Consider the following 11234-nt stretch of genomic DNA (forward strand, 5'->3'; position numbering starts at 1 on the left):
GCAGAGGGAGCCGAAATGTCGTCAGCGCGGCCGCGGGCTCCTTGGCTTCGCCGGGTTGCGAGGATGTGGTGCTTCAGGACACGGCTTCCGGCTCGGGCTCCGGCCACGCTCGTTTCGACGCCGCCTCCTTCCACCGCCGCGACAATCTGTTGACCGCCTGACCGCCTGACCGCCTGACCGCCTGACCGCCTGACCGCCTGCCCGCCTGCCCGGGCCGCGGATCGCCGGTGAACTGGGGATCGAAGCGCGGGAGTTGTCGGGCCGAGCTTGAAGGTCCGTGGCACGACCTGACCCCCTTGGCAGGGCGGGCGGCCGCACCGGACCTCGCACCCCATGACGTCACCGCCAACGCCCCGGACCAGGCACGACTCGCGCCCGGCGCCGCCCCGGCCCCGACTTCGGCCGCCACCGTGTTCACAGCTCGCCGTCGGCCGCGGCTCCGGGCTTGCCCAGGGCGACGGGTTCCGGGGCGGGGAACCGGGACACCTGCGCCAACTCCGCGCTCGCGAAGACCTACGGCACCAGGTGACCCAAGGCATTCGCGAAGATCACTGACGACGCCGAGGAACTGTTGGCGTTCTACGACTTTCCGGCCGAGCACTGGGTTCACCTGCGGCACCCACGACTTTCATACCTGGTACGAACCCAATCGAATCGACGTTCTCCAAGGCATCAGGGTCACCCGCGGCGCCGGCAGCCCCGCCGCCCTCGCCATGGTGTTCCAGATGGTCGAGTCGGCCCAGGCCCGCTGGCGGGCGATCACCGGGGCCCACATGGTGGCGCTGGGCCGCACGGGCGCCAGGTTCGAGAACGGCCAGCTGATCAAACGCGCCGAGCCCCTGTTGTGAGACATGCTCCTGGAACAGGCCTGCCGGTCGGTGTAACAGGGGGTGTCCTGGAACGACGTGTCCGCCAACGTCTCGCCGGTCTTGCCCGCACCGAAGCCGTACCAGGTGGAGCCGACCTTGTGATGTTCGGCGAGGGGTGAGCCACGCCGCCGCGTTCACCGGTCGGTGCGAAGATATAAAAGTGCACGAAACACCGGACAACGTTGCGCTGCGGTTGGCGCTGCAGCAGACGGTGACCTCCCTCGACGCCCTGGTCGGCATGGTGTATCTCGTCGACGGGCCTGGCGGCAGCCTGCGCCTGCAAACCGCGCTGACCAGTGGAACGCCAGAGGGCCTCCGCCTCGGCGACGAGGAGGTCGAAGCCGACACGGCGGCGGCGACGGCGATCCTCGAGCGCAGGGTGGTGTGGCTGCCGACACCCCTCGGCCGGACGTCCGCTTCGCACACCGGCGTGGCGGCTGTTCCGCTGTGCCACAACGGCGGCGCCCTCGGGGCCCTATCCTTCGCGACCGGTTGGCCAGGGCCACCCACCGCCGAGCAGCGCGGCCTTCTCGAAGTGGCCGCGCGGTGGATTGCCGACCTGCTGGGTTCCAGCGCCGCGGACCGGCACCTGGCGGCACCTCTCCAGGCGGCACGGCAGGCCGTGCGTATCGGTGCGTGGGACTGGAACATCCGCACCGGCGACATCGTCTGGGACGAGGAGATGCCGCTCGTGCTAGGCATTCCCCCGGACTACTTCGACGGACGGATCGAGACCTGGCGCGGGCTGATCCACCCCGAGGATCTGCCGGCTGTGGTGGCCAATGCGGAGCAGTCCCTCCGTAAGGGCGGGGAGTACAGCGTGAGGCACCGAGTGCTCCGGCCCGACGGCACGGTCGGATGGGTGGAGGCCAGGGGCCGGGTCATCGACGGGGACGACGGCCGTCCGGCCCGTATGGTCGGCCGGCTGTGGGAGACCACCGAGACGCGGGCCGCCATGGAGTCGGTCGGCCGGGCTCTGCAGCACATGAGCGACGGCTTCCTCGCCGTCGACTCCGGCGGGCGGATCATGTACGTCAACGAGCGGGCCCAGAAGCTCCTCGGTCCCTCGGACGACCTCGTCGGCCGCACGCTGTGGGCGCTGCCGGCGGTCGCCGTGCCGGCCCTCGAATCACGGTGCCGCAGCGCGATGACCGACCGCGTCGCCACCGGTCTCGACGTGCGGTCGCCGACCGACCGGCGCGTGTACCACCTGCGGATCATCCCGGTGCCCGACGGGCTGACGGTCTACTTGGCCGATGTCACCGAGAACCGCGAGATGCAGGCCAGACGAGCCGCCGACGAGCGGGCGGCGGTCGAGCGCACCGCCCGTATCGGAGACCTGACGAGGGCACTGGCCGAGGCGCTCACCGTGCAGGACGTGATCGACGCCGTGGCTGAGCGGTTGCTGCCGCTCGTCGGGGCCACGGGGCTGATCGTGCACGCTTCTGGCCCCGGCGGCGGCCGGACCCTCCAATCGGTCGGATACCCCCGCTCGTACATCGACCGGCTACACGACCGGCCCGAGAACAACCCTCTCGACCAGGCGCTTCGCGACGGCGGGCCGCGGTTCATCGACTCACCGCAGGAACTGGAGGCCCGCTATCCCGGGCTCGCCTCCTTCGCTGCCCTCGGCGGAAAGCACGCCTGGGCCTTTCTCCCGCTGACGGTCTCCGGGCGTGTCGTGGGCGGCTGCGTCATCTCCTTCGAACAGCCGCGCCGCCTCGCGGACACCGAGCGTGGACTGCTCATCGCGCTGAGCGGACTGATCGCGCAGACCCTGGAGCGCGCCCGGCTGTACGACGCCGAACATCACCGCGCCCAGGAACTGCAGCGCGGTCTGCTGCCGCGAGTACTGCCGCTGCTGCCCGCCGTCACGGTCGCTGCCCGTTACCTCCCGGCCAGCGAGGGCATGCTCGGCGGTGACTGGTACGACGTCATCCCGCTGTCCGGCGACCGCGTAGCGCTGGTGATCGGAGACGTCATGGGGCACGGCCTGTCCGAGGCCGCCACCATGGGGCGGCTGCGTACGGCGGTGCACACCCTTGCCGGCCTCGAGTTGCCTCCCGACGAGCTGCTTTCGCACCTAAACGACCTGGTCAGCGACCTCGGCGACGACTTCTACGCCACCTGTCTGTACGCCTTGTACGACCCGGCCACCGGTAGTTGTGCCGTCTCCAGCGCGGGACATCCGCCGCCGGCCGTGGTCAGCCCCGACGGCACGGTCCGCCTCCTCGCTCTTGCGGCCGACCCGCCCCTCGGCGCGGCCACGCCCCCCTTCGAGACCACCGAGCTGAGGCTGCCCGAGGGAAGCCTCCTGGTGCTCTACACCGACGGGTTCGTCGAGTCCGCCCGCCGCGACATCGACACCGGCATCATGCAACTGACCACCGTTCTCGCCAGCACCGCGGACGCCACGCCGCCCCCGGCCCAAGCGACCGGACCGGGGGCGCGGCCGGGCGGGCAGGAGCAGACGGAGGAGGCCCGCCGCCTGGACCGGCTGTGCGCCTCGCTCACCGCGGCCCTGCTGCCAGAGGGCGAGCAGACCGGCGACGACGCGGCCGTGCTCGTTGCCCGGGCCCACGCTCTGCGCCCCGAAGACGTGGCGGTCTGGACGCTCCCGGAAGATCCGATCGCGGCCGGTCAGGCCCGCTCCCACGTCCGTCGCCAACTCGCCAAATGGCAGCTCGACGAGCTGGAGATGACGACGGAACTGCTCGCCAGCGAGCTGGTGGGCAACGTCGTGCGCCACGCCAGCGGCCCCCTGCAACTGCGCCTGGTCCGCAGCCGCAGTCTCATCTGTGAAGTCTCCGACGGAAGCCTCACCACCCCTCGCATCCGCCGCGCACGAGACACCGACGAAGGCGGGCGCGGACTGCAGCTGGTCGCGATGCTCAGCCAACGCTGGGGCGTGCGCTACACGCCCGACGGAAAGATCATATGGACCGAACAGCCGCTGCCGAACTCCCTGCCAGGCCACAGCACGGCTCAGTGAGGTTCCCCCCCCGTAGCGTAGAGATCGTGACTGCAGGGGAAGTTCGGCAAGGGGCGAAAGTTCGACGCGCCATTCCGTGAGGGGTCTGTCCGGATCACGGCCGAGACAGGCGCAGGGCGTGAAGGAAGCTCGGGGCGAGCACGTCGGCGATTGCATGGGCCCAGCTTCTGTGGGCACTGTCTTGGCGCAGATGCCGACTGTGCCACGCTTGGGGGGCGCCTTGCGGCGGCGGGACCGACCGCATGAGTCCCCTGCCGAACGAGCCGCCCGCGACCTACCCCGAGCGGGTCCGCGCCATGAGCAGGGACCGCGCTGCCTGACCGTCAGTTCTGAGTAGAGGTACGGCGCCTGCGGGCGAAGTAGACCGCGCCGGTGCCGACCAGCACGGCGGCGAGACCGGAACCAGCGGCGATGGGAGCGCTGCTCGGAGTGCCCGTCTCGGCGAGTTCCCCATCGGCCGTCGGCTCGTTCTGGTTCGCTGCCGCGTCCTTGGCTGCTCCGGTGGTGGAGGAAGTGCTGGGGCCGGGTGCGGGCTGCTGCTCGGGCTCCGAGACCTTCGAGAACTGTGCTGCGAACGCGGCAGCGATCACCTTGTGGCCCACGGCGTTGGGGTGCGGGTCCCGCTTCGGGGTGCACGCCCACGTGAGTTTGCAGATTTCGGTAACATTCGCGGGCACCTTGCCCGCACCGGGCAGGGTGACCGGGTGGCCGAAGTCGTCCGAGTGGTAAGCCCCAGCCACATCCGCGACCTTGAAGCCGACAGCCTTGTAGACCTGGACGATTCCCGCATTGTGTGCGTGAGAGGCTGCGACGGCGTGGCCTGGATCGCGGGCTCACTGGGCCAGCGGGTCCGGAGCGGGTCGCCATGGGCGGCAGAGGACGAGGTAGCAGACCGCCGCCGCGAGTGCGAGACCGAGTACCGACAGGGCCATGGGCAGGGCGGTGCTCTGGTCGCCGAGACCGGCGAGGGCCGGCGCGATGGCTCCCATGAGGAACTGGGTGGTGCCCAGCAGCGCTGAGGCGCTGCCCGCCGCGTGTGGGGCACGTTGGAGGGACAGGGCCGTGGTGGTGGGCAGGATCATGCCGACCGGGCAGGCGGTGAGGAAGAGCGCGGTGGCGATCCAGGGCAGGCCCGCGTGTGGGGTAGTGGCCAGGACGACCAACGCGGTGCCTGCCGTGCCGAGTACGGTTAGGCCGGTCCCCAGGATGCGGTGTGAGGGGAAGCGGCCCAGGAGCAGTTTGCCGTTGAGCTGTCCGGTGGCGACCATGCCGACGGAGTTGAGGGCGAAGAGCAGGCTGTAGGTCTGCGGGGAGGCGCCGTAGACCTCTTGCAGCGTGAAGGACGAGCCGGCGATGTAGGCGAACAGGGCGGCGAAGCCGAGGCTGCCGGTGAGCAGATATCCCGAAAAGCGGCCGTCTTTGACGAGGTCGCGCATGGTGCGCAGAGTGTCGGGGAGCCCGCCGTGACGCCGCTGGTCGGTGGGCAGGGTCTCGGTCAGCAGGGCCGCGGTGGCGGCGAGGATGGCCAGGCCCAGCAGCACGAGGGTGACGAACACGCCCCGCCAGGAGGTCAGGCGCAGCAGTTGCGCGCCGAGCACGGGGGCGAGGATCGGCGCGGTGCCGGAGACGAGCATCAGCGAGGACAGCAGACGGGCAGCGCCGAGTCCGTCGTACAGGTCACGGACGACGGCTCGGGCGATGACGATCCCGGCGGCCCCCGCCAGGCCCTGGACCAGGCGCATGCCGATGAGGACCGTGGGATTGGGGGCGACGGCGCACAGGAGGCTTGCCGCGACGTACACGGTCAGGCCGGTCAGGAGGGGGCGGCGCCTGCCGAGGGTGTCGCTGAGGGGGCCGATGACCAGCTGGCCGAGGGCGATTCCGATCATGAAGGCGGTCAGGGTGAGCTGGGTGACGGCCTGTGAGACGTGCAGATCTCGGCTGACCTGGGGGAGGGCCGGCAGGTAGAGGTCGATGGTGAGCGGGCCGAGCGCGGTCAGGGAGCCCAGGACCAGGACGAGGGGCAGCCGGCGAGGGCGGGGGGCAGCAGACGGATCGTGGATGGCGCCTGCTGTCCCGACGGAGCTGGGCGGGAGGGGTTCGGACATGTCGGGTTCCAAGGCGGTTGGGGAGAACGGAGCACGTGGAGGGGCCGGTGCTGCGCGGTCGGCCCGGCACCGGCACCGATGGGGGTGGTCCTCCCGACCGTGTCAGCGGTCGAGGTGGGCGATGAGCAGGTTGGGGTCCTTGCCGGTCAGGTAGGCGGCGCTGGGGACGTACACCTTGCTGCCGCGGACCGCGACGGACGTGGGGGTCTGGAGGCCGTCGGCCGGGGTGAGGACGGTGGTGTGGGTGCCGTCGGGGCGGACGAGGTCGACCTGGTTGTCGTCGCGGGCTGCGAGGAGGGTGTCGCCGTGGCCGGTGAAGGCGAAGTCGTCGATGGACGGCATGCCGGTGGCCCGTACCTGGATCCTTCCGGCGGTGCCCGTGGCGGTGACCGGGATGCGCAGGACGGTGCCGCGGTCGAGGTTGGTGGCCCAGACGGAACGGTTGTGCAGCTTCAGGCCGTTGGCGCCGGCGAACGTGGTGGGTTCGAGTTGCGTGCCGTTGGCCCAGACGGTGGCCTTGCCGCCGTGTGCGGGGAGGCGGTAGATGACGCCGTGCACGGAGTCCGTGACGTAGAGCATCTTGGCCTGCTGATCGAGGGCGAGGCCGTTGGGCAGTCCGTCGGCGGGCAGGGCAGCGATGCGGTGCGGGCGACCACCGGGGCGCACGGCCCAGACGCCGGTGAGGTCGGCGGTACCGGTGGCGTAGGTGACGTACAGGGTGCCGTCGTCGGCGCGGGCGATGCCCCCGACGAACGCCTGGCCCAGGTTGGGGGTGCTCGCCTTGGCCGGGGCGGGCAGGGTGGCCAGGACGTGCGGCCGGCCGCCCGGAGCGACGCGGACGATCTGCCGGGCGAAGGAGAAGGTCAGATACGCCGCCCCGGTGCGGTCGACGGTGATGGTTCTCGGGCTGCTGCGAGGCCGCCAGCTGGAAGTGGTGGGTGATCTGCGGCGACGAGAGGGGCTCGGTCGCGGCGGTGGCGGTGGCAGCGGAGGCCAGCAGGGCCGCGGCGACCGCGAAGGTGGTCAGGGAGGTACGGACGCGCATGAGGTGGTTCTCCTGGTGGGGTCTGCTGACGGTCCGCTGCCGGCCCGTGGGGGTATCGGGCCGGCAGCGGGGTTCAGGGCAGTCGTGCTCGGGCGACTCAGGGGGCGACGATCTTGATCGTGCTGGCCCAGCCGTGGCCCGCCTCTCGTATCTCCAGGGCCATGTGCAGCAGTTGGAAGCCCTCCAGCTCGCGGGCGTGCTTGAGCGCGCCGACGTCGACCGGGTTCAGCCCGCCGGACGTGACCAGGTCGGCGACCTGTTTACGCGCGGCCTCGTCGTCACCGGCGATGAAGACGTCGAGCGGAGTGCCGTTCACCTCTCCGGCGACCAGGGTCGTGGCGAACGTGGTGTTGAACGCCTTCACGACACGTGTGCCCGGCGCGGCGGCCATGGCGACCTCTTCGGCGGCGGAGGTGCCTGGGGCGACGACGAGGGTGTCCAGGGAGGCGTCGACGGGGTTGCTGATGTCGATCAGCACCTTGCCGCTCAGCCGCTCTCCGTAGGCGGCGGCGAGCTGCTTCGCGGCGTCGAAGGGGACCGCGAGGACCACGATGTCCGCGGTGTCCACGGCCGATGCGTCGGCGGCGGCGATCCGGCCTTCGCCCGTTGCCTGCCCGCGCAGTTCGTCGACGAGTCGTACGGCCTTGTCGGGGTCCTTGGCGGTGACGGTGACCGTGTGCCCGCCCGCCAGGGCGCGGGTGGCGATGCCCCGGGCCATGTTGCCGGCACCGACGATGGTGATCTTCATGAGAGTGGTGTCCTTTCTTGTCCGGCGCTGTACTGCGCCGTGCCTGAGGGCCTGTCAGACGTGGACCCGCACCACGTTGAACGGGAGCTTCGGGTCGGCGATCTGGAACTGGAAGTTGACGACCAACAGGTCGTGGCCGTCGACGGCGGCCGTGGAGGGGCTGTGCATGCCGTGACCGTGGATCGTCCGCACGAGCTCGGCCTTGGTGTAGTCGTGGCTCAGCTTCAGGACGCTGATCTGGCCCTCGGGGTGGTCGAGTTCGGTGACGGCGGTCAGGGTGTTGCCCCGCAGCAGCAGACCGTCGCCGGAGACGCCCTTGGCGTCGCCGAGGCCGATCGGGACGACCTGGTGGGTGCGGACGTCGACGCGGTAGAAGGCGTAGTCGTTGTAGTCGGCGAGCAGGACGTAGCGGCCGTCGTGGCTGACCACCAGTCCGTTGCCGTTGAAACCGTCGTCGTAGACCATCGGGGAGTGGCTCAGGTCCACGCCCACGTGCAGCGGCTGCTGGACGTTCTCGCTCTTCAGCTCGGCGGCGGTGATGTGCCACAGCGCCGGATGGATCGAATCGGAGATGTAGGCGTCGCCGTTGGGAGCGAGGGCCACGTCGTTGAGGAAGGTGTCCGTGCGGCCGGTGTCGAACACGTGCAGCAGGGCGCGGGTGCGAGTGTCGTAGACGAAGACCTTGCCGGAGGCGCCGCCGGCGACGATGAGCCGTCCCGCGCGGTCGGTCTTCATGCCCGCGACAGAGGTCCGTCCGTCCTGGCCGCCCGGCAGGAACACCTCGGTCGCAGTGCGGTGGACGTTGCCGCGGTAGATGGTGCCGTCGCTGGTGCTGCCGACGTAGAAGAAAGGCGTGCCGCTCTGGCGGGCGATGCCCTCGGGGTACGTCTTGTCGCCGGGGATGGAGTAGCTGGCGGGCAGCGGTTCCCGGTGATGCCAGGCGGCGGTGTGAGGCGCATCGCCGCCGGAGGCGGCCAGAGCCGGGGCGGCACCACCGAGGACGAGGAGGGAGGCCACGGCTACGGCGGCGGCGCGGGGACGGGGGAGGCGGTTGTGAGGCATGACGGATCTCCGGGCGTGAGTAAGTGAGCAGAGCAAGGGGGTGATCAACGATGTGGGGCGGTGAGCGGAGAGGACGCGGGCCGCGCGGACTGCCCCTGATCCGCGCGGTGCGGACGGCACACGTCGAAGGCGCTCAGTTGCCGGCAGGGAAGAGGGACCGGTTGGCGATGTCGATGATGAACGGGCCGACGTGGGCCGGGTACTTGTCGACGATCGCCTTCTTGTACGCGTCGCCGTCGTCGCCGAGCAGCTCGCCGGCGTCGGTGAGGTAGCGGCGGACGTCCGCGTAGACCTCCGGGCCGGTGGGCAGGCCGTGGCCGGCGAGGATCGTGTCGTAGCCGGACTCGGCGGCCAGGGCGTCGACGGCCTGCTGCCAGCCGGTGATGTCGTTGTTGCCCAGGTAGAGGTGGACGTCGTTGTAGACGAGGTCCTGGGCGATGAGGACGCCCTGCTCGGGCAGCTTGATGAGCAGTTCGTCGGCGGCCTCGCCGCCGGAGACGGCCTCGAAGACGAAGGGGATGCCGTCGATGATCTCGGTGCCGGGGATGAGGGCGACGGACGGGGTGAAGTCGCCGAGGGGGATGACCTGGCCGGTGGGCAGGTGGCTGTCGCCGCGAGCGATGATCTGCTCTCGCACCTGGGCCAGCGCGTGGACGGGGACACCGAAGCGGGCGGCACCGTTGTAGTGGTCCGGGTGGGCATGCGTGACGATGAGACGGTCGATGGGCTTGCCGAGCCCCTTCGCGTAGGCGACGGCCTCGTCGGCGTAGGCGGGCAGTAGCTGGGCGTCGATCGCGATGACGCGGGCCGTGGTCTCGATCAGCTGGGTGGTGGTGTGGAAGGTGTCCGCCGGGGACATGTAGCTGTGGATGCGGACCGCGCCCTTGTCGAGGACCGTGACCGTGCCGTTCATGAGGGGCTCCTGGGGGTGGAGGCGGCCCTGCGCCGCCTTGACGACCTCTACTTTCGTCGCGAAAGCGCAGGCAGGCGAGATACGCTGAAGACGTGGCATGGTAAATCGAGGACATCTGGAGATCGTGGTGCTTTACGGGGATCCTGGCGGCGCCGACCCTGCTCCGAACGGGGCCATTCTTCGGCTCGATTTCAACCCGCCCGAGGAACGGGTCCCGGGTTTCGAGATCATCGATCTGGCCACCCTGCACGAGCGCCGTCGGCGCGGGGGGCGGCGCCCGGACCTGGTGCACCGGGTGGACTTCCACACGCTCACACTGATCACGGAGGGCAGCGGGGAGCACGCGATCGACTTCGTGACCTACCCCGTTCGTCCCGGCACCCTGTTGTGGGTGCGGCCGGGCCAGGTCCAGCGCTTCGTCCGGCCCGGTACCGCGAACGGCACGCATCTACTGTTCACGCCGGCTTTTCCCCCGCACTCCAGCAGCGCCGACCGACTGGTGAACGAGTGGTACGGGTCAGCGTGCTGGCAGCTCGGCGCGAGCCCTGCGTACGCGGTGCTGTCGACTCTGCTGGGCCAGCTGCGGGCCGAGTACGACCGCCCGGAGCCGACCGTCTCGGCGGAGATCCTCCAACTCCTGCTGGCCACCGTGCTGTTGCAGGTCGACCGGCTGCCCCACCCCGACGGCGGGAGCGACCCGCGCGCCGGCGGCGAGGTCTACGCGCGCTTCCGCGCCGAGCTGGAACGCTCCTACGCCACCACCCGCCGCGCCGCCGACTACGCCCACCGCCTCGGCTACACCGTCAAGACCCTCACCCGCGCGTGCATGGCAGCCACTGGGCAGCCCGTCAAACACGTCATCGACGGCCGCGTCGCCCTCGAGGGGCAGCGGCTGCTCGCCCACACCGACGAACCGGTGGCGACCATCGCCCGCCGCCTGGGCTTTCCCGAACCCACCAACTTCGGCAAGTTCTTCGCCCGGCACGTCGGCGAGACTCCAGGTGCCTTCAGGCAGACGCATCAGGGGTAACGGTAAGTGCGGCGCCCGGGGGTGAAGGCGCGCCATCGAGGGGTGGCATGACTGCGGAGGGGGCCCCGGGTGCGGACGGCGCCTGAGGAGACGCACGCCGCGGGAGCGTCCGAGCGCGTGATCAGTGAGTTCGCCGGAGTGGGCCGCCCTTTTTGAGCGCTCCGGCAGCGTGCTGGTGGGCCGGACGACCGTGGAGTCCACCGGTTCCGTTCGGTCGAGGTCGAGGTCGGCGTCCGCCGCCGCCGGGACGGCGGCGAGGTTCGTCTCGAGTTGGTGCGGTATCGGTTCCATCCCGTCCCCGATCGCATGAGGGATCACTGAGCGTTTCAGCGCGGCCAATGATCGAGGGATGCTGGTGGTGTACGAAACGCACTAGTGCTGCCCCGCGCAAGTTCGTGGAGGGGACTGGAGGCCTAGGAGCACACTGAAGATCTTGAAATCGCGCCCGACTTGCACCATTACAGGCT

9 protein-coding genes and 1 pseudogene are annotated in these 11234 nt (G+C 70.4%); 4 read left to right on the top strand and 6 right to left on the bottom strand.

From position 1 onward, the window contains the following. Positions 1 to 508: 508 nt before the first annotated feature. The 3 genes and pseudogenes from ABZT06_RS21685 to ABZT06_RS21695 all read left to right on the top strand — a co-directional run. A pseudogene (locus ABZT06_RS21685) lies at positions 509 to 752 on the top strand (IS256 family transposase); the annotation flags it as partial. Next, positions 726 to 848, top strand: coding sequence for a hypothetical protein (locus tag ABZT06_RS21690; RefSeq protein WP_355743107.1), 123 nt, complete (start codon positions 726 to 728; stop codon positions 846 to 848). The pseudogene ABZT06_RS21685 and the gene ABZT06_RS21690, both read left to right, overlap by 27 nt. Before the next feature lie 181 nt (positions 849 to 1029). After that, complete coding sequence (locus ABZT06_RS21695; protein WP_355743029.1) at positions 1030 to 3861, top strand: SpoIIE family protein phosphatase; 2832 nt, start codon at positions 1030 to 1032, stop codon at positions 3859 to 3861. A 323-nt stretch (positions 3862 to 4184) separates the two neighbouring features. Here the strand turns inward: ABZT06_RS21695 and ABZT06_RS21700 are convergent, their stop codons facing one another. The 6 genes from ABZT06_RS21700 to ABZT06_RS21725 form a co-directional block, all read right to left on the bottom strand. Beyond that, entirely contained in the window at positions 4185 to 4601 is a 417-nt protein-coding gene (locus ABZT06_RS21700) for an LAETG motif-containing sortase-dependent surface protein (RefSeq protein ID WP_355743032.1), read from the bottom strand. 93 nt (positions 4602 to 4694) lie between these two features. After that, positions 4695 to 5969, bottom strand: coding sequence for a multidrug effflux MFS transporter (locus ABZT06_RS21705; protein WP_355743035.1), 1275 nt, complete (start codon positions 5967 to 5969; stop codon positions 4695 to 4697). Positions 5970 to 6071: 102 nt separating this feature from the next. Continuing rightward, positions 6072 to 6635 (bottom strand): hypothetical protein, encoded by a 564-nt coding sequence (locus ABZT06_RS21710; RefSeq protein ID WP_355743038.1) that lies wholly within the window; start codon positions 6633 to 6635, stop codon positions 6072 to 6074. A 476-nt stretch (positions 6636 to 7111) separates the two neighbouring features. Beyond that, positions 7112 to 7762, bottom strand: a complete 651-nt coding sequence (locus ABZT06_RS21715; protein WP_355743041.1) for an NAD(P)-binding domain-containing protein — start codon at positions 7760 to 7762, stop codon at positions 7112 to 7114. Between the two features lie 54 nt (positions 7763 to 7816). Then, complete coding sequence (locus tag ABZT06_RS21720) at positions 7817 to 8824, bottom strand: superoxide dismutase (RefSeq protein ID WP_355743044.1); 1008 nt, start codon at positions 8822 to 8824, stop codon at positions 7817 to 7819. A 133-nt stretch (positions 8825 to 8957) separates the two neighbouring features. After that, positions 8958 to 9737 (bottom strand): MBL fold metallo-hydrolase, encoded by a 780-nt coding sequence (locus tag ABZT06_RS21725; RefSeq protein WP_355743047.1) that lies wholly within the window; start codon positions 9735 to 9737, stop codon positions 8958 to 8960. Positions 9738 to 9834: 97 nt separating this feature from the next. Between ABZT06_RS21725 and ABZT06_RS21730 the strand changes: the two genes are divergently transcribed. Beyond that, positions 9835 to 10767 (top strand): AraC family transcriptional regulator, encoded by a 933-nt coding sequence (locus tag ABZT06_RS21730; protein WP_355743050.1) that lies wholly within the window; start codon positions 9835 to 9837, stop codon positions 10765 to 10767. Positions 10768 to 11234 lie beyond the last annotated feature (467 nt).

The organism is Streptomyces sp. NPDC005483, from assembly GCF_040606035.1.
In the GTDB taxonomy this organism is placed as follows: Bacteria; Actinomycetota; Actinomycetes; order Streptomycetales; family Streptomycetaceae; genus Streptomyces.

Coding starts and splice junctions, on each gene's coding strand:
- ABZT06_RS21690 (WP_355743107.1), top strand. CDS start 726: ATGGTCGAGTCGGCCCAGGCCCGCTGGCGGGCGATCACCGGGGCCCAC.
- ABZT06_RS21705 (WP_355743035.1), bottom strand. CDS start 5,969: ATGTCCGAACCCCTCCCGCCCAGCTCCGTCGGGACAGCAGGCGCCATC.
- ABZT06_RS21715 (WP_355743041.1), bottom strand. CDS start 7,762: ATGAAGATCACCATCGTCGGTGCCGGCAACATGGCCCGGGGCATCGCC.
- ABZT06_RS21720 (WP_355743044.1), bottom strand. CDS start 8,824: ATGCCTCACAACCGCCTCCCCCGTCCCCGCGCCGCCGCCGTAGCCGTG.
- ABZT06_RS21725 (WP_355743047.1), bottom strand. CDS start 9,737: ATGAACGGCACGGTCACGGTCCTCGACAAGGGCGCGGTCCGCATCCAC.
- ABZT06_RS21730 (WP_355743050.1), top strand. CDS start 9,835: ATGGTAAATCGAGGACATCTGGAGATCGTGGTGCTTTACGGGGATCCT.